General features: G+C 31.7%; 24 protein-coding genes. 5 read left to right on the top strand and 19 right to left on the bottom strand.

The window, feature by feature from the left end; translation table 11 throughout:
• Positions 1–184: 184 nt before the first annotated feature.
• The 9 genes from NYQ10_RS14430 to NYQ10_RS14390 all read right to left on the bottom strand — a co-directional run bounded on the left by NYQ10_RS14430 (position 185) and on the right by NYQ10_RS14390 (position 7,731).
• On the bottom strand, positions 185–736 hold the full coding sequence (locus tag NYQ10_RS14430) for a hypothetical protein (protein ID WP_289877044.1): 552 nt from the start codon (positions 734–736) through the stop codon (positions 185–187).
• A 181-nt stretch (positions 737–917) separates the two neighbouring features.
• A complete protein-coding gene (locus NYQ10_RS14425; protein WP_289877043.1) occupies positions 918–1,433 on the bottom strand; it encodes a molybdopterin-dependent oxidoreductase in 516 nt (171 codons plus the stop codon).
• Positions 1,434–1,444: 11 nt separating this feature from the next.
• Positions 1,445–2,557 carry a cytochrome-c peroxidase gene (locus tag NYQ10_RS14420; RefSeq protein WP_289877042.1) on the bottom strand — a complete coding sequence of 371 codons (1,113 nt, stop codon included), beginning with the start codon at positions 2,555–2,557 and terminating at the stop codon, positions 1,445–1,447.
• A gap of 18 nt (positions 2,558–2,575) precedes the next feature.
• Positions 2,576–4,576, bottom strand: a complete 2,001-nt coding sequence (locus NYQ10_RS14415; RefSeq protein ID WP_289877041.1) for a TonB-dependent receptor plug domain-containing protein — start codon at positions 4,574–4,576, stop codon at positions 2,576–2,578.
• A 142-nt stretch (positions 4,577–4,718) separates the two neighbouring features.
• A complete protein-coding gene (locus NYQ10_RS14410; protein ID WP_289877040.1) occupies positions 4,719–5,594 on the bottom strand; it encodes an ABC transporter ATP-binding protein in 876 nt (291 codons plus the stop codon).
• Entirely contained in the window at positions 5,594–6,268 is a 675-nt protein-coding gene (gene modB, locus NYQ10_RS14405; RefSeq protein ID WP_289877039.1) for a molybdate ABC transporter permease subunit, read from the bottom strand. The genes NYQ10_RS14410 and modB overlap by 1 nt, the downstream gene beginning before the upstream one ends.
• On the bottom strand, positions 6,261–6,665 hold the full coding sequence (locus NYQ10_RS14400) for a TOBE domain-containing protein (RefSeq protein WP_289877038.1): 405 nt from the start codon (positions 6,663–6,665) through the stop codon (positions 6,261–6,263). Before NYQ10_RS14400 ends, modB begins: the two co-directional genes overlap by 8 nt.
• Complete coding sequence (gene modA, locus NYQ10_RS14395; RefSeq protein ID WP_289877037.1) at positions 6,662–7,435, bottom strand: molybdate ABC transporter substrate-binding protein; 774 nt, start codon at positions 7,433–7,435, stop codon at positions 6,662–6,664. The genes NYQ10_RS14400 and modA overlap by 4 nt, the downstream gene beginning before the upstream one ends.
• A 116-nt stretch (positions 7,436–7,551) precedes the next feature.
• Positions 7,552–7,731: a hypothetical protein gene (locus NYQ10_RS14390; RefSeq protein WP_289877036.1), complete on the bottom strand. Its 180-nt coding sequence runs from the start codon at positions 7,729–7,731 to the stop codon at positions 7,552–7,554.
• Between the two features lie 265 nt (positions 7,732–7,996).
• Here NYQ10_RS14390 and NYQ10_RS14385 point away from each other — a divergent pair, with 265 nt between their 5' ends.
• Positions 7,997–8,479, top strand: coding sequence for a hypothetical protein (locus NYQ10_RS14385; protein ID WP_289877035.1), 483 nt, complete (start codon positions 7,997–7,999; stop codon positions 8,477–8,479).
• 7 nt (positions 8,480–8,486) lie between these two features.
• Here the strand turns inward: NYQ10_RS14385 and NYQ10_RS14380 are convergent, their stop codons facing one another.
• Positions 8,487–9,452, bottom strand: a complete 966-nt coding sequence (locus NYQ10_RS14380; protein ID WP_289877034.1) for a YheT family hydrolase — start codon at positions 9,450–9,452, stop codon at positions 8,487–8,489.
• 447 nt (positions 9,453–9,899) lie between these two features.
• On the opposite strand from NYQ10_RS14380, the gene ilvN reads away from it, so the two are divergent.
• Complete coding sequence (gene ilvN / locus NYQ10_RS14375) at positions 9,900–10,397, top strand: acetolactate synthase small subunit (protein ID WP_289877033.1); 498 nt, start codon at positions 9,900–9,902, stop codon at positions 10,395–10,397.
• Between the two features lie 54 nt (positions 10,398–10,451).
• Here the strand turns inward: ilvN and NYQ10_RS14370 are convergent, their stop codons facing one another.
• On the bottom strand, positions 10,452–11,333 hold the full coding sequence (locus NYQ10_RS14370) for a dihydrodipicolinate synthase family protein (RefSeq protein ID WP_289877032.1): 882 nt from the start codon (positions 11,331–11,333) through the stop codon (positions 10,452–10,454).
• 14 nt (positions 11,334–11,347) lie between these two features.
• Positions 11,348–11,809, bottom strand: coding sequence for a cupin domain-containing protein (locus tag NYQ10_RS14365; RefSeq protein WP_289877031.1), 462 nt, complete (start codon positions 11,807–11,809; stop codon positions 11,348–11,350).
• Between the two features lie 192 nt (positions 11,810–12,001).
• Between NYQ10_RS14365 and NYQ10_RS14360 the strand changes: the two genes are divergently transcribed.
• Positions 12,002–13,462, top strand: coding sequence for a sialate O-acetylesterase (locus NYQ10_RS14360; protein WP_289877030.1), 1,461 nt, complete (start codon positions 12,002–12,004; stop codon positions 13,460–13,462).
• 67 nt (positions 13,463–13,529) lie between these two features.
• Here the strand turns inward: NYQ10_RS14360 and NYQ10_RS14355 are convergent, their stop codons facing one another.
• The 4 genes from NYQ10_RS14355 to NYQ10_RS14340 form a co-directional block, all read right to left on the bottom strand.
• Positions 13,530–14,132 (bottom strand): murein L,D-transpeptidase catalytic domain-containing protein, encoded by a 603-nt coding sequence (locus NYQ10_RS14355; RefSeq protein WP_276173820.1) that lies wholly within the window; start codon positions 14,130–14,132, stop codon positions 13,530–13,532.
• Between the two features lie 246 nt (positions 14,133–14,378).
• Positions 14,379–15,803 (bottom strand): SusD/RagB family nutrient-binding outer membrane lipoprotein, encoded by a 1,425-nt coding sequence (locus tag NYQ10_RS14350; protein WP_289877029.1) that lies wholly within the window; start codon positions 15,801–15,803, stop codon positions 14,379–14,381.
• A 12-nt stretch (positions 15,804–15,815) separates the two neighbouring features.
• On the bottom strand, positions 15,816–18,992 hold the full coding sequence (locus NYQ10_RS14345) for a SusC/RagA family TonB-linked outer membrane protein (protein ID WP_289877028.1): 3,177 nt from the start codon (positions 18,990–18,992) through the stop codon (positions 15,816–15,818).
• Positions 18,993–19,672: 680 nt separating this feature from the next.
• Positions 19,673–20,149, bottom strand: coding sequence for an isochorismatase family protein (locus NYQ10_RS14340; protein ID WP_289877027.1), 477 nt, complete (start codon positions 20,147–20,149; stop codon positions 19,673–19,675).
• Between the two features lie 612 nt (positions 20,150–20,761).
• On the opposite strand from NYQ10_RS14340, the gene NYQ10_RS14335 reads away from it, so the two are divergent.
• Positions 20,762–22,309, top strand: a complete 1,548-nt coding sequence (locus tag NYQ10_RS14335) for a helix-turn-helix domain-containing protein (RefSeq protein ID WP_289877026.1) — start codon at positions 20,762–20,764, stop codon at positions 22,307–22,309.
• Positions 22,310–22,401: 92 nt separating this feature from the next.
• Here the strand turns inward: NYQ10_RS14335 and NYQ10_RS14330 are convergent, their stop codons facing one another.
• From NYQ10_RS14330 to NYQ10_RS14320, 3 genes are all read right to left on the bottom strand, one after another.
• Positions 22,402–22,854, bottom strand: coding sequence for a hypothetical protein (locus NYQ10_RS14330; protein ID WP_229351163.1), 453 nt, complete (start codon positions 22,852–22,854; stop codon positions 22,402–22,404).
• Positions 22,855–22,990: 136 nt separating this feature from the next.
• The gene (locus NYQ10_RS14325) at positions 22,991–23,623 is read right to left on the bottom strand and encodes a hypothetical protein (protein ID WP_289877025.1); all 633 of its coding nucleotides are present in this window, start codon (positions 23,621–23,623) and stop codon (positions 22,991–22,993) included.
• A gap of 170 nt (positions 23,624–23,793) precedes the next feature.
• A complete protein-coding gene (locus tag NYQ10_RS14320) occupies positions 23,794–23,988 on the bottom strand; it encodes a hypothetical protein (protein ID WP_276173835.1) in 195 nt (64 codons plus the stop codon).
• A gap of 173 nt (positions 23,989–24,161) precedes the next feature.
• Between NYQ10_RS14320 and NYQ10_RS14315 the strand changes: the two genes are divergently transcribed.
• Positions 24,162–25,592 (top strand): FAD-dependent oxidoreductase, encoded by a 1,431-nt coding sequence (locus tag NYQ10_RS14315; protein ID WP_289877024.1) that lies wholly within the window; start codon positions 24,162–24,164, stop codon positions 25,590–25,592.
• Positions 25,593–25,612 lie beyond the last annotated feature (20 nt).

Raw genomic sequence — 25,612 nt, 5'->3', positions numbered from 1 at the left:
ATATTGGTCATTTGAGAATCAAAAGAGGAAATGAAGCTTGAAATGAAGAAACTCAATACGTGCTTGGGAGTTCATTTAAAAATAATATGAGAAGAAAAGCAAAATTTAATATCATTTTCAGCTTTTCATATAAATGAGAATTAAGAAAATTGTTTCATGTTACAATCTGAAACAACATTACTTATTATTTTTCGAGTTGTTCTATATTTTGCTGAAGCGCTTTTTCGGTTTGAACAATATCCAAAAGAATCATTTTTAAAGTCTGTTTTACATTTTTATCCGTAGCGTTTATGTTTGAGTAGATAAAGCTCGTTAAAAATTCGCTTTTATTATGTAATGTTCCTTTAAGTTCTTCAATATTAGAAAGTGACGTTACTTTTTTATAATCAATTAAATCAATTTTAGTGCTTGCAACAGATTTCCAACCATTAATTTTAATTTGCGGAATATAAATTCCTTTAGATTTCTTGATAATATCTAAAACCGTAATGCTTTTGTTATCAGAATTCATTTCTAATGCATCAATTAAAGATTTCTGCTTCGGAATAATTTCTGCAATATCTTCTTTAGATTCTTTTAATTCTTTGTCAATAGTTAGAAATACTTGATTAATATAAGCTTTATCTTTTTGTTCAGAATTCCAATTATCAATAAATAATGCGATTAGAATTCCTGCAATTACTGGTATAATTTCTTTAACAAATGCAACAGAGTAATTTTTAATTTTTTCTTTCATTAATTAGTTTTTTGGATGTATGGCAGATAATATTATTTTTTACAAATTTAATCTATGCCAACAAATATAAGCTTTGAGATTATCTTTTGTAAAATCTTTCGCTAATTTAATTAAATATTTGAGTTAATTCTTTAACCAGAAAAAATATCAAAAACTTTTTAAAATAATAAAGAAACATTAATTAATCTTTAGCAAACCTTATGATAAGATGCGATACCTCTAAAACCGAGCGCGCAGGTCTATTTTCTTCTGGCACGACCAAACGGAACGGACCTACTCCATTTTCTAATGGTTTTCCGTCTTTCATATCAGCCAAAATGATAATTCTGTTTGTAAACGCTGGATCTAGTTCTACTAATGAAAAAACAACTTCATAACCATCGCTTCCTCTTACAAGCATGTATTTAGTTAAGTTTTCTCCTTTAAGTTCTTTTCCTAACGTTACTCCAGCCTGTTTCAATATTTCAATAATTGGAACTCCTGAATATTCTTGCAGTTTTCCTTCACGATTTTTCATACTAGCTTGTACATGCGGAATCTTAGCAAAATCTGAAGCGCTAATAGAAAGTGGTTTTAAAACCTCTCCTTCTACTTTTAAAACCGCTTCTTTAGAAGAATTTTGTGCTACTACATTGTTGTGAAAACTTGAAAAAAATAATGTTGTTATTAAAACAAAGGATAAAAGTTCGTTTTTCATTTTCGCTATTTTTAATTGTTGATTGCGTGCTTTAAATGCGGATCAGAAAATTTTGGATTACTAATAAATGTTGAATCCGTTAGCATTTTAAGAAAACTTATAATATTTGATTTTTCGTCAGTTGTCAATCCTAGATTTTTTCCATTTATATTGTTAGAATTATTCCTTAAAGATATACTTAAAGTTTTACTGGCAATAATGTGTTCATTGTAATGATCTAATACTTCTTCTAAAGTTTTAAATCTTCCGTCATGCATATATGGCGCAGTGAGCGCTATGTTTCGAAGCGTTGCAACTCGAAATCTTCCTTTGTCATTTGCTGCTCCAGTAAATTCCTCACGACCAATGTCTTTTGGTTCTTCATCAAGACCATTGTTATGAAATAATTCCATATACATTTTGGGCGTTCCGTGGCATTGCGCACAGTTTGCACCTCTAATATTCTTTTCTGGAATTGGCGAATTCATAAACAATTCCATGCCTTTTAGTTCTTGTTCAGAAGGCTTATATTCATTTCTTAAATATTTATCATAACGAGAATCGGCAGATATTAAAGTACGTTCAAATTGCGCAATTGCCTTAGTTATCTTGTCTCCTGTTATTTCCGCAGAACCAAATGCCTCTCTGAAAAGAATTGGATATTCTTTTGTTTTCTGAAGTTCTTTTACCGCTTTGTTTACATAATTTCCCATTTCGTGAGGATCATTAAGCGGAAACTTTGCTTGTTCTTCTAAACCCTTCGCCCTTCCGTCCCAAAAAAAATTTCGAACCCAAAGAAGATTTGCTAATGACATAGAACTGCGTTTTGTTGGCATATTATCAATACCAGAACTAAATGCTTTTCCGTCTGTAAAAGCAAGTTTTTGCTGGTGACAGCTTGCGCAAGAAATTGTTTTGCTCGAAGATAATTTTGTTTCATAAAACAACATTCTTCCTAAATAAACGCCTTGTTTAGTCGTTGGATTATCTTCTGGAATACTAATTCTATTTCCAAAATAATCTGGATATTCTAATTTATAAGGATCAACATATAGAGGTTTTATATCAATGGCAGCCATAAAAATTCCGGCTGCCACTAACACAAATAATAAAATGATTTTTCTATAATGTGATTCTATATTCACTATTAACTCTTTATTTTTTTATTGATTAAAGAAACGAAGCGTTACAAAGAAATTTCTTCCTTCTTCTGGAAATCCTTCAACCAAACTGTAATTTCTATCGAATATATTGCTTATTCCGGCATCAAGGCTGAAATTTTTCAATATTTTTCCCGAAGCATAAAAATTTAAAAGCGTATAATCTGGAACTCGTGTACCGTAACTTGTACTAAATCGAGCCGAATTAAATTCTGCATTGGCAATTAAACGCAAAACTTTAAGAGGTTCATATTCTAAAGTTCCCATAACTTTTGTATTCGGAACATCTGTAAAATGAATCGTTGGATTAGTAATATTTTTTCTTTCTATATAAGTGTAATTGGCGTTAAAAGACAAGTTCTTCAAAATCGAATAATTAATCTGTGCTTCAACTCCACGATATTCTGCTTCTCCAAAATTCTGCATTTGCGATTTTCCAGGCTGCACATTGCTTACGCTTAAAATTGCATCGGTAATAGAACTATAAAATAATGCTGTTTGAAAAGTGATTTTTTCTAAGAAAGTCGCACTATAATTAACTTCATAATTTAATGCTTCTTCTGGTTTTAAAACTGGATTCGGAATAGCGGTTCCCATTCTATAAGAATAACGATCTTTTATGGTTGCAAATCTTGTTTTCTGCGAAACTGTTGCTCCAAGTTTATTAGCTTCGTTCAACTGATAAAAAAGTCCGATCTGCAAATTGTAAGCATCGCTCGCAGCGGCCGCTGGATAATCTGAAATTACTTTGGTTGTACTATTGTAATCTTGAGCCTGAATATTTTTTCTGATATTATAACTAGCGCCTGGAATTACAGTAAATTTATTTGAAATCTTAAATACATCTTCAATTCCGAATAAAATGGTATTGTCAATAAAATGACGCACTGGTTCTCCCAAATTATGTTCTCTGTGAACATCTTCTTTAAAATGTACTGCAGCTTTAAATTCATTTTTTGGTATAATTTGCGTATTGTATTCTACATTTCCTCCATAAGTATAATCGTCGTAAAGACTCTGAAAAGCATATCCTTTAGTCATTGTTGAATATGTTTTATCATCATAGCTATTCAACGTGTTTTTGAATTTATCATAGTAAATTCTAGTCTTTAAACTATTTTTATCGTCAAGATTTGAATTCGAAATAAAATAATAGCTTTCTTTATTCCAAACTGGCCATTGCCAAAAACGCGGATTTACTAAAAGTGAATTTTTGGTATCGCTTCCCGCATAAACAGGATTTCCTTTTTCTCCTTGCTGATTGATATAACCCAATGCATATTCGCTTTTTTTATTCGGAGTCCATCCTATTTTGAAAGTTATTTTCTGATCTTTTCGATAGGAATTATCTCTTTGTCCGCCATCTTCATTTTTCATCGGAACAAAATCAGAAGACATTCTTGTCGAATTTCTATCTAAATAAGAATAACCTCCTTGCAAATAAAACTTTCCGAGATTAGATCCAATATTGATGTTTCCGCGATAACCATTATCGTTAATTGCCCCCAAAGCACCATCATATTCTAACTTCTTTAAAGGTTTTCTAGAGATAAGATTAATGGCTCCGCCTAAAGAATTTGGACCGTAAAGCACAGACGAAAATCCTTTTGAAACATCTACCGCCGCCAAATCAAAAGTTGTAAATCTGGCTAAATCAACATAACCATCATAAGGAACGTAAACCGGAATTCCATCCATATAAACTGGCACTTGCCTTAAATCAAAACCTCTTACAGAAACCATCGACTCGTTTCTTGGTCCCGACGCTGTTAAAGTTACGCCAGGAAGCAGATTTAATGCTTTTGAAACCTCCATTTTGTTTTGAGATTCCATTTTTTTTGATGTAATTCTATTCAAAGTGTCTCTGTTTTGATTTTGAGTTATTACTACTTCGCCTAGAATAAAAATATTTGATGTTTTTAGAGAATCCGTGTCGGTTTTCTTGTTTTGTTGCGAAAATCCAATCAGCGGAAGAAGCATAAATACTGCAAATTTTAGTTTCATGATTAATGGTATTTTCAGTATGTTTTAAAATGAATACTGATGGTTAAAAAAAATCTATTTTGGTTTGTTACGTAGTTTCAATTCTGTAAAAATAAGTATTTATACTTAAAAATAAATAAGTAATTCGATTTTTTTTTGATTTTTATGTCAGCAACTGAATTATAGGATTAAATGCTTTGGAAGCCACTAACACTTTTTGTCCGATTTTATATTCTTGTGCTTCATCTTCGGTCGCAATAACTTTTATAATATTATTTCCAGAAGAAACTTGGACAACGTATATAATATCACTTTTAGCAATACTTATTATTTCTCCAGTAATTTGAAATTTACTGCTTATTCTTTGTTCTGAAAAGACATTTTGAGGCGTTCCTTCTTTTATAATTTTACCATGATCAAGAATAATAACTTTATCCGAAAGTTTGAAAATTTCTGAAATGGAATGACTTACCATTAAAATAGTTAAATTGTATTTTTGATGAATTTGTAAAATATAATCCTGAAGTTTAAATCTCATTTCATCATCTAAAGCTGATAGCGGTTCATCGAGCAAAAGAATTTCGGGTTTACGAACAATTGCTCTCGCCAAAGCGACACGTTGTTTTTGTCCGCCAGATAAATTTTGAGGTTTGCTGTTTTGAAGTGATTGCAATTCCATTAATTCTATTAATTCGCAAACAATCTCTTTTGAATCATTTTTAGATAAAGCAAACTCCAAATTTTCTTTTACAGTTAAATTTGGAAATAAGGCAAAATCTTGAAATACAAATCCAACAGAACGTTTTTGAATAGGAAGATGAAACTTTTTATTAGAATCGTCCCAAATTGATTCTTCCACTTTTATAGTAACTTTTTCTGCTTTGGTCAGACCTGATAAAATGCGAAGTATTGTTGTTTTTCCTGCTCCCGAATTTCCATAAATAGAAACAAATTGTCCTTTTTCGATAGTCAAAGAAATATCCAGTGGCAATTTTCCATTTGCTGTTTCGAGCATTTTATAGGCATCAATCTGTATCATTAATAAAGAGAAGTTTTTCGGGATTTATTATGAATTAAATGAACAGCCAAAAGAATAGAAAAAGAAAACGCGAATAATATTCCTGCATAAATATTGGCATTATCGTAATTCATCGATTCAACTTCTTCATAAATTGCAATCGAAACTACTTTTGTTTCCTCTGGAATGCTTCCTCCAACCATTAAAACTACTCCAAATTCTCCTAATGTGTGGGCAAATGTCATAATTATACCCGTAAATAATGAGGCACGAATATTAGGAAGTAATATTTTTGTTATGGTCGTTAATCGAGATTTTCCTAAAGTAAAAGAGGCTTCCTGTAAAGCAGGCGGCAGATTTTTTAATCCCGATAAAATCGGATTTACCATAAAAGGCAAACTGTACAATACCGAAGCCAGAATTAATCCTTCAAAAGTAAAAACCAATCTTACATCAAAATAATCAGATAAAAATTTTCCAAAAGCATTTTCTGGACTAAAAGCAATTAAAAGGTAGAAACCTAAAACAGATGGTGGCAAAACTAAAGGAAGACTTATAAGAGCTTCAATCACAGCTTTTAATTTAAACCGACTGTAACACAACCAATAACAAAGCGGAATCGAAACCACTAACAGAATAATTGTTGTGAATAAAGCCAATTTTGCTGTGAGCCATAAAGGATCTAAATTAATCATCGGCAGATAAACTTACTTCGTTAGTTTTTATTAAGGCAATCACGCTGTCATTTTCTTTTAAATTCAGTTGTTCGCAAGCGTTACTGGTAATAATGGATTGTATATTTTGCTGATCTGCAATTAAATTAATCTGACTAAGCAATATTCCTTTTTTTACAGATTTAACGATACACGGAATTTGATTTTGAACACTAGTTTGCGGATTTAAATCTTTAGAAATAATTACTTCTGTTTCTTTAAAAATAATTTTAACCGCTTGACTTTCTTTTAAATACTCGGCTGAATCTGGAGTATCTAAAACTATAGAAGAAAAAATAAAATCATGAAATTTGACTTTTACTAATGAAATGCCTTCATAAGATTGGATTTCAGATATATTTCCTTTTAATATATTCATTTCGTTTTGGTGTCGTATCCGTAATATTTTAAAATCGAAGTTGCCTTTTTTGAAGATATAAAGTTATAAAATTTTAAAGCATTTGCATTGTCTTTCCCGTGTTTCAATACAACGCATCCTTGTTCTAAAGGAGAATGGCTTTTTTCTGGAATAATATAATATCGTCCCGCTTCTTTTTTCATATTTGGCGTAAGAACGAGAGATAAAGCCGTGATGCCAATATCTGCATTTCCGGTTGTTACAAACTGAGTCGCTTGCGTGATATTGTCTCCAAAAACTAACTTGCTTTTTACTTTATCATAGATTTTGTAAAATTTCAAGCTTTCTACAGCTTTTTCGCCATAAGGCGCAGTTGAAGGATTTCCGATTGCTATTTTACGAACAGAAGTTTCTAAAAGACTATTAATCTTTTTAGTGTTTGGATCTGTTTTTTTACTCCAAATAACCAATTTTCCAACGGCATACATTTTTACTTTTGAAGCTGTAAATTTATTTTTTTCCAATTGATTGGGATAATCCATATCGGCAGAAAAAAACAAATCAAATGGCGCGCCACTAGAAATCTGCTCATAAAACTTTCCTGAAGCTCCGTAAGTAATCTGCGGATTTATACCAGGATTTTGAATCTTAAAAACCGTATTTATAGAGTCTAAAGCTATTTTAAGATTTGCCGCAGCAACAATTGTAAATTTCTGTTGTGCATTTAGAGTTCCAAAAAATAATAGCAGCAACATTGTCAAATGAGACAAAAATCTTTTCCTAGTCTTCATACCAAATTAATTGATTTTGGTCATTTTTGATACAAAATGAGCCATTAGATAATGGTAAAAATAGGTATTCTAAAGCAGATTTTAAAGCGCAATTACTTTTTAAAAACTAAAAGTCATTAACTTTTATTAATCAATTCCCAAACAAGATCAAGCGTGAGCAAAGTTTTTAAACGAGTTCCGCAGCTTAAATAAATCCAAGTTCCAAGAGATTCTTCTGCTGTAAACATACAGGTAATCTGAGAAATGTTAACGGTATATTGTGTGAGATCGTCGGTTCTAAATTGTATTGTTTTCATTTTAAAAAATATTTGGGGCGAAATACTGTAAATGCAAAATGTCAATTTACATTTCGGTCAAATTTATTCAATAGCGGTGATTTGTCTTTTAAATACGATTTAAACTAATATTACTTTTAAAACCTAAATTTTCAATAACTATAAGAAAAAACTACATTTTTCAATCTCATTATTAAGAAGATGTAAAATATAAAATACAACAAAGATTGTATAACAGTTTTGCTTTAATAAAAAGTAGATTTGAGTGTTTTTTAAAATTATTATCATGAAAAATCTTCTGCCAATTCTAATCGTTATTTTCTTTTTCTCTTGTCAGCAAAAAGAGAATAAAAACACTGTTGTTTCTTCTACAGATTCTACTGCTACAAAAGAAATTAAAGAGCAGAAAAAAGAAGAAAACAAACAGATTGGCGATACTATTTTTATGAATTTTAAAAATGAAAAAGAAACATTTGCTGCGGAAGGAGTTTTAGATTCTCTGCATTCTAAAATTTACATAAAATTTGATAATGAAGATTTGGGCGAACTAAATGCGACAATTATTCCAAATACTGAAAAAGCTAATATTCGTTTCAATCAAATTATTTTTCCTGATAAAACTTCAGACGGACCTTTTGGAATGGACTTAAAAACACAACTCAATCAAAAAGGAAAAACTATTTTAGTAATTGGACATTCATTAATGGCTGAAAATCCTTATTATGGCAAATTTAAAGTTGAATTAAAGCATAATAAAACTGGAAAATAGTAGAATTCTAAGCAGATTTACAGGATTCAAAAAAATTAAAAGCTCTTTTTTCTGCATATGAATAAGTAGAATCTCTTAAAGGAAAAGCACAATGTCCACCGTATTTTGGAGTTTCGAGATAAACATAAGCGCTTTCTTTAGCAATTGCTCTCGGATAACATCTTTCTCCTAAAAAAGGATCGTCTAGCGAATTTATAATCAAAACTGGCGTAGTAATATTAACTAGAGAAAATTCTGGAGAAACACGCTGATAGTAATCATCGCGGCTTGCAAAACCATGAAGCGGCGCCGTAAAATACTGATCTACTTCATCAAAAGAAGTAATTTTATCAATCTGATCGCTATTAATAAAATCTGGAAACTGTGCCGCTTTGTATTTTAATTTCTTTTTGATGTCTATTGTAAAATTCTTTAAATAAACTTTGTTAAAACCTTGTTTAAGAACTTGTGCACTTGTTGCAATATGCGTCGGAACGGAAATCGAAACGGCAGCTTTTATGCGTTGATCGATTTTTGTCCAGCCCAAATAATTCAAAAGCTGCACTCCTCCCATCGAATAACCGATTAAATAAACATCTTCAAAACCTTGATTTAAAACAAATTGCACCACTTCATCCAAATCATCTACCGCACCATGATGATAAAGTCTAGGAAGACGATTCATTTCTCCGCCGCAAGTCCTGTTATTCCAGGCAAAAACAGAAAAGCCTTTATGTTGAAAATAAGTTGCACAGCTATTGTTGTAAGTTCTTCTAGAATCGCCTTCTAAACCATGACATAAAATAACGGCCTTTTTAGAATCATTAATTATAAAATCGATATTAATAAAATCACCGTCTTCTAGTTCGTGTTTTGTTCTTGTGTATTCTGGAACATCAAACTTTTTGATCAAAGCCGCATAAATAGTAGAAATATGCCTGTTTCGATGCATTAAAGAAGGAAAATTATATTCTGACTGTTCAATTATTGGCATGATGAAAAGTTTTTTGTCCTTATAACAAATTTAAGAAATCAATTAATACCTTTTTATTTCGTTTAAAAAAATAAGAACTCAATTTCGAAATAAAGTTTTCTGTTTAATAAAAATAGTTACATTTGCCATTCAATAAAAAAAGAAATGAAAAACTTAATTACAATTATTATTAGCATTAACACAATTATCGGCGATAATCGTGAGGAGTGTCTTTTTTAATTAAGTTTACGAACTATACATAAAAAACCTCCCTCAAACGGGAGGTTTTTTTATTTGATAAAACATGAAAAATTTAACTTCAATTATTATTAGCGCAATTATTATTACCTGTCTCTTTTGACGAGTCGGAATTATATTGTCTATAATCAACCTTTCTCAGTCAAAACGAGAAAGGTTTTTTTTTACTTCAAAATTAAAATTAACCTAAACGGATTTGAAAAAAAACAAATGAAAGAACAACACAACTTAACGATTTACACAGAAGACCGATTTGATTTAATCAATAAAATTTCACTCGTTTTTACGCGAAGAAATATTAAAATCGAAAGTCTCAATATTTCGCTTTGTGAAATTGATGATATTTATAAATACACGATTTTAATAACTGAAACTCCTGATACAGTTAGAAATATTGCGCTTCAAATAGAAAAAATTATAGAAGTTTTTAAATGTACTTATCATACCAATCAAGAGATTGTTTGGACACAAGTGGTTTTGTTTAAAATTCCTACCAATCAAATTATTATAAATGAAAAATTGAATGATATTCTTAGAAAATATAATGCGAAACATCTTTCTGTTGCCAGCACTTATACCATATTTGAATTTACGGTTCAAGAAATACAAAGTATTAATCTGATAAAAGAACTTAAAAAATTTGAACTTGTTGAATTTGTAGAAAGTTCTAGAATTGCGATTGCAAAATCTGGAAAGGGATTTAAATAGAATTTCATTAAATAAAAAGCCTGCAAAGTTTTATTTTGCAGGCTTATATTCTCATTATTTAAAAGAATTCAGAATAGTTTCTAGCTGATTAATTTCCTCTTTCTCCAATGATTGAAGAGGTTTTCTTAAATGTCCTCCATCAATACCTTGAAGATTTAACCCAGCTTTTATTGCTCTAGGCAATCCCTTCTCAACAATAAACTTTAAAAGATTAATTTGTTTATAAAATAATTTTTGAGCTTTATTAAAATCATTTTTTTGTACAGCTTCATATAAGGCTAAATTCAACTCTGGAATTAAATTTGGCGCAGCTGTACACCAACCGGTAGCTCCCGCTGCAAAAGCAGACAACGCCAATGGATTTGATCCATTAAAAAAAGCTACATCATCTCCTAATTCTTTCTTTAAATAATGCATTCGCTGAACATCTCCCGTACTTTCTTTAATCATCGTAATATTCGGAATTTCCAAAAGGCGTTTTAATAATTTCGGAGACATGTCAATTCCAGCTGTTGCTGGATTATTGTAAGCCATTATAGGAATAGAAATTTCTCTAGCTACAGCATCATAATGTTTTATAATTTCATCATCACTCAGTTTCCAGTAACTCATGGGAATAATCATTACGGCATCTACTCCAGCCTTTTCTGCTTCTTTTGCATGAAAAATGGTTCTTTCGGTAGTAAGATTTGATACGCCAGCTAAAATCGGAACTCTTCCTTTTACCTGTTCAACTGTGGCTGTTGTTATAGCTAGTTTTTCTTCGTCATTTAGATAAGGCATAACTCCTGTACTTCCTAATGGCGCAACAACATGAGAACCTGAAATTATTAAACGTTCTAAGAGATTTTTGTATAAAGTAATATCTACTTTTTCATTTTCATCAAATGGTGTGATCGGATAAGCAATAATGCCTTTAAATTTTGTATCGTTCATGTATGTCTTTTTCTTTATAAATCTCTTCCTTCTTCTTCTCTCAATGCTACTCCCAAATTCTGTAGTTGAGGCGCATTTTCAGTAGCGATATATTTTGCGTTTTCTGTTTCGCTTAAATTTTGATGCCTGTGCCATGTCCATGCTGGAATATAAACAGCGTCGCCAGCTTTCCATTCTACTTTCTGATCTTCTATTTCAGTAAAACCTGAACCTTCAATAACATACAAAAGCGTTTCGTAAGTATGTCTGTGTCTGTTAGTCAATTGTCCCGGCAATAATCCACCAATTGTCATACTTACATTTTTACTTGGCAGATCTACAAAAAATACTGGATGTTTTCGTTCTGTAGAAAACTGATTGTGTTCGCCTGCATTTTCAACATTTCGATGAATTAATTTATCAGGCATTGTAAAACTTGGTCTAGCAAAAGTCTGATGAAAATCTTTTGATGAGAATTTTTTTTCATTCGTTTCCATAATAATTATCTTTTTAGTTTTTGCACTATTGCGAGACAAAAATAGGATCACATTGGAATATCAAACTGATACAGTTTTTATATTATTAAGTAGTCCAGATATTAAAACTTTGATATTAAAAAGCTTCAGGATGCAACAGGACACATGCCAAACTATATTTAGCTATTTTTGAAACTATTCAAAAAAGAAAAAATGAATTCCAACAAATTGACTTTATCGTTTTTAAGTATTTTTCTTGTCTTAAACTTCAATGTTTTCAGCCAAATTACACTTCCAAAAATTTTAGGACACAATATGGTTTTGCAGCAAAACAAAGAAGTATCAATTTGGGGAACTGCAAGCGCGGGCGAAAAAGTATCGGTAGATTTTGCTGGACAAAACAAAACAACGATTGCTGATACTTCGGGCAAATGGTCGCTGAAACTAAAACCTATGAAAGCCTCTTTTACGCCACGCGAAATGACGATAAAAGGAACAAATACTATTATTCTAAAAAATATTTTAATTGGCGAAGTCTGGCTTTGTTCTGGACAGTCAAATATGGAATATGCTATGAGAAAATATAGCAAATTTGAAACAGCCACGAAAGGATACAAACCGCCAGAAGACGATTTGAATAAAGCAGACAATACGTATATCCGTATTTTTTTAGATCGCAGAAAATATATGGAACCAAGTCCTGAACATTTAGGTTGGGATGCTGCAATGGGAAAACCTTTAGTAGATTTTTCTGCCGTAGGATATTATTTTGCTAAAGATTTGTATGCCAAATTACACGTTCCTATCGGAATGATTTCTGCCGCAGTTCCAGGAAGCAGAATTGAGCCTTGGATTCAGGCTTCTAAAATGGAAATAACTCCTAAATTGAAAAATGGCAAAACATTAGAAAAACTTAGCGCAGATGGCGGCGATTCTGGAAAGTTTTATGATACCATGATTCAACCTTTAATTCCTTACACATTAAAAGGATTTCTCTGGTATCAAGGCGAATCGAATTGCTTTCTGAATGAAAATATTCGTTATGCTTACAAGTTTAAAACGTTAATAGAAAGCTGGAGAAATGATTGGAATGATGAAAATTTACCTTTTTATTTTGTACAGCTTGCCCCTTACGCCTATTCGACTACCAAAGACGAGCGCCCGCATAGTGCTGAACAGCTTCCGGAATTTTGGGAATCGCAAAAACTGGCACTTCATTTAAAGAATACCAACACAATTGCAATTACCGATTTGGTTGATAGCATTGCAGATCTTCATCCTGGATATAAATGGGAAATTGGCAGACGTTTAAGTCTTCTTGCTGCAAATAAAACTTATGGACAAAAAAATATCGTTTGGTCTGGTCCTGTTTACGAAAAAATGAAAGTTATTGATAATACTATAGAAATTACTTTTTCTGAAATAGGAAGCGGTTTAGCAAGTCGCGACGAAAAACCTCTTAGTTGGTTTACGATTGCAGGAAGTGATGGGAAATTTGTAAAAGCGCAAGCAGAAATAAAAGGAGATAAAATAATTCTTTCTGCACCAGAAATTTCTCATCCAGTCTCAGCTCGTTTCGGGTGGAATGAAGCCGCACAATCTAATTTTATAAATAAAGAAGGATTACCAGCTGTTCCTTTCCGAACTGATAATCCTTGGGATAAACTTTTCTAGTTGAATTTTGAAATGAAAAAAGAGCACTTTATGGGTGCTCTTTTTTTATTTTTTGTCTTTCGGCATTTTAATAATAAACGGAAAGTAAAATTTTTGAATTTGAACTGTCGATAATTTTTTCAAGTCTTTTGAAAAACACTTCGCTTACCATTGGACAGCCGTGACTGTTGATAATGTAGTATCCTTGTTCGTCTGTAGGAACTTCTCTGTATTTGTGCAACACAATAGCTCTTTTCATGGCGTTGTTGTTGGTCTCATCCATACCAGCAAGTCTAAAAGCTTTTCCAAATACGCCGTTATAAGCTTTTTCTACAGAATATCTTCCTAAAGAAGTGCAGTTTGAATTTGGAGCATTGCTAAATTGAAGGATATCACCTTTAATTCCAGTTTCTGAACCAGATCCGTGCGCAACTAATCCTTGATCTAGAATTTGGTTGTTCTCTAAATCGTAAACAAAAAAGCGATTTTTTCCCGATTTGATTTTCATATCCACAAGAAAAGCAATTTTGCTATTGTACTTGTGGTTCGATTTAGTAAACTCTTTAATTTCGTTTACATGCTCGTTAAGTCTTGCGAATGCAATATCATCTAATATATCTTTCTTCTCCGTTACGTTGTAGGTTGTAAAGGAAGTTAAAGAAAAAAGCAGTGCCATAAAAAATATTCTCATATAGAAGGCAATAGTTTAAGTTAAAAAAAGATTTGGGTGTCTATTCATACTTTAATGCTGCAAAATTATACGGAAAGTTTATACAATTCCCATATTCAAGTGTTAAAGATATAATAAATATTTGAAAATGCGATACTTAACTGTTAAAATTTCCTTTAAAAAGCCGACTTTAACATTCTAGCAAACAAAAAATCCTGCACCAATTACTGATGCAGGACTATCTATTTTGAGATTATTATCTAAAATTTATTTAGCGTCAAACCATAATTTTGTTGTTAGCAAATCTTTTCCTTGAACAGCGATTGCCGCTTGATAGCTATTTCCATTTAATGATTGCTCAGTTCCAGGATAAAAGAAACGAGAAGGTATTTTTCCGTCCAAAACTGTAGCTGGACCAGCAGTTAATACAGGATAATCTAATCTTCTCCATTCTGTAAAAGCATCTAGACCTTGTCCATAAAATGCAATCCATTTTTGAGTTCCAATTGATTTAGCATAATTTGAAGCATCGTACTTTACACTAGCCTGATTTAGATAATTAGAAATCGCTGTTGCATCAGTAATACCAAATTGATTAAATGATGCTGTAATCGCATTTTTATAAAGTGTTTCGGCATCTCCAGAAATATATCCGCGAGCCGCCGCTTCTGCAAGATTAAATAAAACTTCAGAATAAGAATAAATTACAGCTGGCGAAGTTGAAGTCAAGAAATAAGTTCCCGGTTTCGATGTTTTAGCAAAACCTTGATTATTCGCATCGCTGTTAGATAATCCGTTTGCTCCTCCAACGTAAGTACCAACACTTGCATCTGATGGCAATTGTGCATAAACTGGCAAACGCGGATCTGAAAATTCTTTTAACTTATCAACCATAGTTTTGGAAATACGGAAATCATCACGAGTTTCGAACCAAGCAGAAGCAGGATTTTGCTGAGGTGAACTGATATAAGTAAATTTGAAAGTATCAGCATTGCTGCTTAATACTCCTGCTGCATCACTAGTTGCATCAATTGCAGCTTGTTTAGCCAAAGCAGGTTCTTTATCAGAAATTCTCAACGCAATTCTCAAACGAAGTGAATTTACATATCTTTTCCATTTTGCAATATCTCCTTTATAAACTAAATCACCCGTTACAGTACCGTTTGAAGTGCTTAATAAAGATTGCGCTTGTTTTAAATCTTCTAGCAAACCTGTATAAACTTCTTTTTGAGTATTATAAGCAGGCGTTACTTTCAATCCAGCTTCTTTGTAAGGAATACTTCCGTAAGCATCTGTCAGCAAAAGAAATGTCCAAGAACGAAGCGTTAAAGCAATTCCTTTGTAGTTTGAATTTGCTTGTGCATCTGGAAAATTAATTATTGTATTTAAATCTGTAATTAAGGTTGCATAACCTGTATTCCACAAAGAAGTGAAAGACGTATTAGAAACATCGTATCTATCTGGTTCTGTGTATTGAATTTTAGCCCAATGCTGAACAAATAGCAAAGACGAGTTAAAATTGTTGTCTGAACCCCAATATAAATCGGCTCCTTGTTTTAATGTTCCAGTTAGCAAATAAGGCGCTAATGGAGTTTCGGTAGCGTTCGGATTTTTATTAATATCATCCAAAGTATCACTGCATGACGTCAGTGTCAATCCGAATAAGATTATATATGATAGCTTTTTTAGCATGATTTCGTGTTTTTAGAATTTAAGATTAACGTTAAGACTGAAATTTCTCGTTGTTGGTAAAGCCAAACTTTCCAAACCTTGTGCATTTCCTGTATTGAAAGCAGTTTCAGGATCGATATTTGGCGCATCTTTATAGATGAAAAATAAGTTACGTCCAACTGCAGTAATACTTGCTCCTTCTAATCCCAGTTTTTTAGCAAATGTTTTTGTGAAATTGTATGACAATTTTATTTCTCTCATTTTTACAAAAGTTGAACTGTATATATAAGCTTCACTAATGTTGTATGAAGCTTTATAATATTCCTGAGCGCTAAGTACTGTTGTGTTCGGACTTCCGTTTTCGTACACTCCATTAAAAATCATACCATCATCATATACTGTTGCTCCAGCTGGCGCAGATCCATTAACTAACGTTTTTGTTGTACCGTTTAAGTAATAATTTAAACCACCATTTTCGGCTCCACGTCCTGGCAATGTATTAGCTAATACTCCTGTATAAGTACCAGTTCTATTTGTTCCTGAGAAAATTTCTCCACCAACACTTGCGTCAACAAGAAATGATAATTCTAAGTTTTTATAAGTCAAAGTATTCGTAACACCAGCAAGATAATCTGGGGTATAGTGTCCTAAAACTCTCTTCGTCGGATCTGCTTTTGGCAATCCGTTTGCTCCTACTACGATATTTCCGCTGGCATCGCGTAAATAAGCAGTTCCGTAAAGTGCTCCATAAGCTTGTCCAACAGATGCCAAAACATCAACTCCTCCTGAAGAACCTATTGTATAGTTCTGAATCTGTTTTGCATAATCCAAAATCTCCACTTTACTTCTATTTCTAGAATAATTTGCTCCAATATTCCATTTGAAGTTTTCTGTCTGAATCGGGCTTCCATCTAACTGAATTTCAATACCATTATTATTTATTTTTCCTGCATTGATTAACTGTGAATTATAACCACTTGAAGCCGTTGTTTTGATTTCTAAAATCTGATCGAAACTGTTTGTGTTGTAATAAGCAACATCAAAATGCAATCTGTTTTTCCAGAAAGTAGCTTCTAAACCAACTTCAGTAGAACGTGTTGTTTCTGGTTTCAAATTCTCATTCAATTTCTTTTGTGAAGAAGTTTGAATTGGATTTCCGTCAAATGCTGTTTGGAAATTATAAATCGTCGATAATTGGTACGGATCTGCATCATTTCCTACTTCAGACCATCCTCCGCGTAATTTCAAGAAATCAAGTGTATTACTTTTAATTTTTAATGCTTCCGTTAAAACCAAACTTCCGTTAACCGAAGGATAAAAATAAGAACGATTACTGCTTGGCAATGTTGAAGACCAGTCGTTACGCGCTGTTAAGTTCAAATAAGCATAATTTTTATATCCTAATTGAGCAGATGCATAAGCACTATAAACTCTCAATCTCGATAATACATTCGAAGATGTCAACGGGTCTCTAGAGTTTGTCAAAGTGTATAAATCTGGTACCGCCAAACGTGGTGCTTTTTGATAATTGTTTGCATCGCTGTGATTACGAATATTAAATCCGGCAAGAGCGTCTAAACTAAAATCATCCGTTAGTTTTTTGGTATAAGTAAAAATACCTTCTGTATTTTGTTCGTTTACCGTGTAAGCATCTTCAGCATACGATCCGAATGGCGTTCCGTTTGTACCGTATTTAATAGTATATTTTCTTCTATCATTATAATAATCAACTCCTGTACGGAATCTGAAATTAAGACCTTCAGCCAATTTCGCGTCCAAGTGCACATCACCAATAAAACGGTTACGCTGCTGACTTGTAGTATTATAATAAGCATTCCAATAAGGGTTGCTGTAGTAACTGTTGTTCCAGTTAACATCACGGTTGCTTTGAAGCTGATTAATATCAACCTGGCGACCAAACCAAAGAAACTGAAGCATTACACCCGCAGCACGGTTTCCAGAAGGTCCACCTGGTAAAGCTGGAGCATTAGTTGTAATATAATTTCCTGTAACTCCTACTTTAATATTTTTAGAAATCTGGTAATTGGTGTTAATCGTAAAGTTTGTTTTATTTACTTCACTGTTTGGAACCGTTCCCAATTGTTTTTGATTATTTACTCCTAAACGAAAATCTGATTTTTCATCTGATCTAGCAACAGAAATACTATTGTCGTAAGTAACTCCTGTATTGAAAAAGTCTTTTACATTGTTTGGATGTGCAACAAAAGGAACTGCTACTCCATTTGAGTAAAATTGTGGAATAAGTCTTCCGTCTAATCTTGGTCCCCAGCTTTCGTCAACTCCATCATTTATTCCGCCACCTTTTCCATCAACAAAACTAAATCTTCCGTTTGAACCTTGTCCGTATGAATTTTGGAAACTTGGCAAAGTAGCAACCTGAGAAATTGTAATACCAGAATTTAAAGTAATTCCTAAACCTTTCTGGCTTTTTCCTGATTTTGTAGTAATTAAAACAACTCCATGCGCCGCACGAGATCCGTAAAGCGCCGCCGCGTTTGGTCCTTTCAATACAGTTAAAGTTTCAATATCATTCGGGTTTAAATCTGCAATTGCATTTTTAAAGTCACGCGTTGCTCCACCAACACTTCCTAACTGCGAGTTATCTACAGGAACACCGTCTACCACAAATAATGGCTGATTATTTCCAGCAATCGAAGTTTCTCCACGAATAATAATACGAGAAGATCCCATATCTCCTTGAGAATTTGTGATACGAACACCAGCTAATTTTCCGCTAAGACTGTTTAAGAAATTCGTTTCTTTTGTCTCGGCAATATCTCTGTTTTTAAGTGCTTGAGTTGTATATCCTAAAGATTTTTTTTCTTTAGAAATACCTAAAGCCGTAACCACAACTTCCGACAACTGATTTTGTTCTTCTGTAAGTTCAATAACTACAGCATTTTTATCGACTACAACTTCTGTTCTTTTGTAGCCTAAAAAGCTAACTATTAAAGTATAAGGAAACTTTTGACCGGTTTGGAAATAAAATTTTCCATCAAAATCTGTCTGAACTCCGTGTGTAGTTCCTTTTATGTTAATTGAAGCTCCAATAACGGGCTCCTTTGTAACAGCATCAATTACGATTCCTTCTAATTTTGACTGAATCAATGGCTTCGTTTCTTGCGCGTTAACTCCTATGGAAATCAACAAAATACATAACCATGTATATCTTTCTAATTTTTTTTTCATTACTTTGTTTTAGTTTAATAAATGAAGTGCAAAAGGACAGTTTTACTACACTTTTGCTTTCTTCTAGAGATGTACAATTTCTTTAAGCTTCGCCATTTCTGTTCCAGCAGAAATGGTTTTCTTTTTTTATCTACACATTCGTTTTTTCATTTTTACTTCTTATTTGGTTAATACTTTTTAAACTGGCTTTTATACACGATTTCACCTCCGTAAAAGGATTCATCCTATGAGAAAATAGATTTTTGATTATTAAGTGGGGAATATTAGCAGCGGCGCATTCGGCAAGACATGCCGAAAGTTGTTTTATGAGAAGTGAAATCGATAATAGGTAATCTTAAAGTGCTCATTATTTTAAATTCTACTAATTTGATAGAACAAAGGTAAATTAAAAATTTTAATGTGAAAATTTTTTGCAGTCTTTTTGCAAAAAAAATGTTAACAAAAACGTTTTCTTAAATGCAAAGCATTAAAAACATGATAGTTAAATCATTCACTTAAAACAAAAATCATGTAAGTATTTTATTAAAAACATCAAAAAGTGTTTTTTTTAAACTCTTAAACTTTTTTAGAAATAAAAAAAAGACCAGATCATTATCACAAATATGACATTGATCTGGTCTTTTTCAGAAAACTTCATTTACAAAAGTTTCCAACTCACAAACTAAAAAAAGTATAAATAATTATGAGATATATTCATTCTTTAAAATATTTTTTTTCAAAACATATTCATTACCAATTGCTTCCACTTTAAAACCCAAATCTTTCGCTGTACGAACTGTTAGATCATTAGACATGTCACTCATCATTCCGATAATGGTTAAATGTTCAATTTGTTTTGTATTTAAATAATCGAATAAATCAGTTCCTGAAAAGCTATTTGCAGCGTTTTTTACAATAATCATTTCCCCTTCTATCGGAGCAACTTCTTCATATATTTGAGAACCATAACTTCCAGAAATAAAAAAAGAGGCATTTTTATATAATGCAATATGTTGTACATGAATTACAGTTTTTCTTTTTTTTCTAAAATCGTTAAGCAATTTTTTAGCAATAGAAGCTACTTCATAACTTCCTTTAAATTCCATTTTTCCTTTATAGAAATATTCGTTCTGAATATCAATTAACAATAATGCTGATTTAGTGTATTTTCTCTTCATTCTCGATATATTAATTGAAAACTGCTGCTTTCAGACACATTATTTATCAAAATATAATGCTCGTCAAACCAAATAACTTCGGACCCCTCTAAAGCGATTGGCAGTACAGCAAAACTATTTGAGTAAACTTTGCATCTTTTACGAAACCAGCAGTCCAACAAAAAAAAAATTACTAAACGAAAGATTAAATCTCTTGCTTCAATAAAAAAATTTGATTGCGAAACTAATAATAAGAAGAAGCTAAAATTGAGTCGTTTCTTTATAAATTACGTAATAGATAAAATATTCGAAACAATAAAAAAACATAAAACACTACTAAACAATACTTTAAAAAAAATGCAATAATTAAATACTGAAAAATCTCAATCTTCATCAATTTGTTGTATTTCAGGTTTTGATGAGCACTTTCTGGAAAAAAAAAGAAAATATAGTCTTTACTTTTAGTTTTAAAGATTTTTATATAACACATTAAAATTTAATGTTGTTAAGAAAAAAAGAGTTAGCATTATTTTAAAAAATATTAACTACATTACCTTTCCAAAATAAACTTATTCCATCAAAAATTGAATTTCTATATTATAGAAGATTCTTCAATTTTATAATCTATAATACATGCACTTAAAAACTACTTTTCTCTTTATTCTATTTTTTCTTTCCAATTACTTGGGTTATTCGCAGAAATCATTCAATGAAATTTATACTGAAACTTATCAAGTTTTATTAAGTTCAAATCCTAAAAAAGCGCTTAGTAATACCGATTATTTGTACAGAATTGCAAAAATTAATTCTGATAAAATAAAAACCCGAATGCTTAAAGCTCATATTTTATATCAATACGGACTTAATAATGAAGCTATTGCTGCTTTAAAAGAAGCTGAAGAATTTGCCTTAATAGATAAAGATTATGTCGTTCAATCTAAAATATATGGCTTTATGGCTTCGCTCTACCGTGAAAGCGAAATATTTCATGTCGGAAAAACATATCTCAACAAAGCAGTTTTAATTAGCCGAAAAATAAAAGATAAAAGCGAAATGTATCGATTTCAAGGAAATTTATCTCAGGAATTGGCCTGTTATGAATTGCTGGATTCTAATTATGCAAAAGCAATTAAACATCTTAAAAAAGGAATTCAGCTGTTTGAAAAAGCAGAAAGCACAAGCGACAAAAACTACCAAATTGCGATCAACGACGAGCTCATTGCTAGAAATTATCTAGAATTAAAAAGAACCGATTCTGCTTTGTTTCACTATGAAAAGGCAGAAAAAGAACTTCAAACATCACTATCTTATGATAGTCCGTTGAGAGGTTTTATTTATAATGGAATTGCTAATGTTTACACCTCATTAAAAGATTATAAAAAAGCAAAGCTTAATTACAAAAAAGCAGAAGAAATTGCTGAGAAATCAGACTATTCTGCACTAAAACAAGAGGTTTACAATTCTTTAATGGAATTTTATAAAGGTACTGATACTAAAAAATACATTATTTACAATGAAAAAAATCTGGAATTAACAAAGGCTGAAAATGTCAACAAAAAAGTTATTGCAGATGACTTAATAAAAACGCTTCAAAAAAAGCATTTAGACAGTCAGTCTGAATATGAAAAAACCAAATTTGTAATTATTGGTATTTGTCTTCTCGCTATTATTTGCACTTTAGCCATTTATATTTTTAAAAGAAAACAGGATTATAAAAAAATCCGAGATTTTATTCATAACGCTAAACCATCTCAAAACATAGAAACTGATATTGAGCAAAAGAAAGAAATTGCCAAAGAATACATGTCTGAAGCAACTGAAAACAGTATTTTGCAAAGTATAAAAGAGTTCGAAAAATCATTGTCTTTCTTAAATAAATCGCTGTCTTTAAACTCTGTTGCGGCAGAATTGAATGTCAATCATCGTTATTTGTCTTATGTTATTAATAAACATAAATCAAAAGATTTTGCCAGCTATATCAATGAGTTGAGAATAAATTATATTATTGATCGCTTAAAAAATGATGATTCGTATTTAAAATATAAAATCAGTTATCTTGCCGATCAAGCTGGTTTTGCTTCACATAGCAGATTTACTATTACATTTAAAAAAGTAACTGGAGTTTCACCTCTAACGTTTATTACCTATCTTCAAAACAATCCTGAAAATAAAAACAGTTAAAAAGCATCATTTTATTGAAGTCTTAGTTCTGAAAATTGTAGACAAAAAAAAACTCCAAATTACTTTGGAGTTTTTTTTGTTTTTATAGAATATTACATTTCGTTCAATTCATTAAACTCGTGTAAAGATTTTAATGTGCTTTCGTAAAACAAAATTGCAGCAATTAAATTTCCTTTATCAGAGTAAGGCATCATTTTTCTCTGAAACTCTACAGTTGTTTCTAAGAAAGTTGTTGTACCAACTGCTTGTCCGTCTAATACTTTTTTATGGTCATTGTCGTCTGGAATACCTAAGTCTGCCATTGTAACACCTGGTTTAGTAACCAGAGCAATATAAGGCAACGTTTTTACTAAAACCTTGATACGCTCGATGTACAATTCTAAAAGTTCTCCTTTTTGCATACCAGCTAATTCTTTCTGATCGTGGTATTTACGGATTATGGCTGTTGTACTGATAATACTTTTAGGTGCATTCTTTGCTTGTGCTGAAACAGCCACAGTCGTTAAAAAGCAAAGAAAACTTAGTAAAAAAATTTTACTTTTCATTGTCTTAAGTAGATTTGGTTATTGGATCACAGCAAAAGTATATAATTTAACTTAAAATACAAGTTTATTATTTTATTTTTTTAGTTTAAATTGCTGTTAAGTCGTTCTATAACAAAAGAGAGGAATATTTGTTATATTATTTTATAATTCTAAAGCGTCCTGGATATTTTATGTAGATACTTTTTCTGTTTCCATAATAGTCCATAAAATCTTCGCAGACAAAAACGGCATGTGCAGTCGACCAAGCAACAACACCGCAAAATTCGCTTCCAGATTCTCTTTTAAGTTTTTCAACTTGCTTGCCTATTTTGAATCCTAAATATTTATAAATTGTTGGTGTATAAACTGAGCCATCTTCTAAATCTTCCAATGCACTTTCAAAAGTCGATTGTTTATCAATAATTTGTTTGTATTTAGCCATTACAGCATAAGTCAAAATAGCATACTCTACAATTTTTGCGCTTTCTTCGGTATCTTTAATGAAAACAAAATCAGCAGATATTTTGGCTTTATTCAACTCATCACTTTTCAAATTAAAGGATGAATTATTTTTTAATGTGATTTTGTATGAATTGTCGTTTAATTTTTCGCTTACAAAAAGATTATCCAATCCGTAAACATTTAAAGCCGCTTTAATAAAAGCAATTGAAGAACAATTGGTGCGTTCTCCTTGTTTGAAGCTTTCAAATATTTTATCTGAACTTAATTGCGAATAGGAATTTGAACAAACAAATAGGAACAGAAAAAATATTGAGGTAACGAATTTCATTGTCTTTGTAAATTTATTTTTGTGTCCCAACTTGTTTTTGGGAGATTCTACAAATCTATAAAAATCAAATTATATTTTTTTTCAGTTCATCATTTTTATCAAAAAAAGCCAATTTTAACATTTATATAAAAAGAAAAACGCCTCTCAAAAGACGGAGGCGTTTTCATATTCTATTTTTTTTCTTCGTTGTTCAGCTTATCATCAAAGTCAGGTTCTTCGCCTTTAAACTTTTTGCTGTCTGCATCATAATTTTCATCGTTTGTCAAAACTTCATCGTGATCTTTGTATTGATGTTTTCTTGTATCACTTCGATTGTTAGAATCGTTTTTATTATTGCTGTTCGGAATCGGGCTATTCGTTTTCATAACTTTACGTTTTAAAATGTTTTATAAAATTACTTCAAATCCTAGCCTTTTGACTTATACAATCATTTCAAAAAATTATAAAATATTACTGAAATATAAGTTCTTACGTCTCTTAAAATTTCTTCTAAAAAATAATTCTAATTTTGTATCACTAAAAAATTACACCAGAAAATATGTGGACTATTTGCCCAGAATGTCAAGGACAAGGTAAGAAAAGCCAAAGACTCACTAAAAAAGTAAGGCTTCAATACCAATCGGCATTAGAACAATTTGAAAAAAACAAAAACGAAGGCCCAGCTCCTATTCGTCCGAAAGCGCATAAAATTGTCTGTTTAAAATGTTCTGGATCTGGTTTAATTAGTTCTGAACATCCAACTGTTCCAAACAAAGAAACTTATCCTCGTGTTGCTATTATTGGTGCTGGAATAGGCGGCGTTGCATTGGCCGTTGCTTGTCTTCATCGTGGAATTCCGTTTACAATTTACGAACGTGATGAAAACTTCGAATCGCGTTCTCAAGGCTACGGATTAACGCTACAACAAGCAAGTAAAGCAATTCAAGGATTGGGAATTTTCTCTTTAAATGGTGTCGTTTCTACAAGACATTTGGTTCATACTATTGAAGGTAAAGTAATTGGAGAATGGGGAATTAGAAAATGGCTGGAATCTGAAGAAAAAAAAGCAACCAAACGAACTAACATACATATTGCACGTCAAGACTTGCGTTTAGCTTTATTAGAGCAATTAGGCGATCATAATATTATAAAATGGAACCATCAATTAATTGATTTTAAAGAAGATGAAAATGAAAGTATTGATTTAACTTTTCAAGTAAATGGAGAAATAAAAACAGCAAAAGCTGATCTTTTAGTTGGTGCAGATGGAATTCGAAGTTCGGTTAGAAGATTATTAATTGGTGACGAAAATACTCCGTTGCGATATTTAGATTGCATCGTGACATTAGGAATTTGTCCGTTGCATTCTTTAGAAAATCTAAATAGTTCTTTATTAGATTCTGCAACCGTTTTTCAAACTGCAAACGGACATGAAAGAATTTACATTATGCCTTACGATGCAGATTCTGTAATGTGGCAGCTTAGTTTTCCGATGTTAGAAGAAGAGGCAAAAGAATTAAGTTCTAAAGGACCAAAAGCTTTAAAAGAAGAGGCAATTCGCAGAACACAATGGCACGATCCAATTCCGCAAATTTTAATGGCAACCGAAGAAAATAAAATCTCTGGTTATCCCGTTTATGATAGAGAATTATTGAGTGCAGAATTACTTTCGAAAGGAAAACAAATTACTTTAATTGGCGATGCAGCGCACCCAATGAGTCCTTTTAAAGGACAAGGCGCGAATCAGGCTTTATTAGATGCGCTTTCTTTGGCGCGTAAAATTTTTAAAGGTTGTAAATCACCAGCACATTGGAAAAAAGCTGGAATTAGAGAAAGTGTTTTAAATGAATTTGAAACCGAAATGCTAAAACGAAGCGCAGTAAAAGTAAAAGATTCAGCAAAAGCGGCAGAATTTCTGCATTCTGAAATTGTACTTCACGAAGCAAATGAACCGAGAGGTCGATGCTTGAAGAAAAAAGATTTTAAGTAATTTATGTTCTCGAATTAAGA

Origin of the sequence: Flavobacterium johnsoniae (assembly GCF_030388325.1) — a bacterium.
GTDB lineage: Bacteria > Bacteroidota > Bacteroidia > Flavobacteriales > Flavobacteriaceae > Flavobacterium > Flavobacterium johnsoniae_C.
The sequence above is the reverse complement of the archived record's forward strand: the minus strand, read 5'-3'. Positions and strand labels throughout refer to the sequence as shown.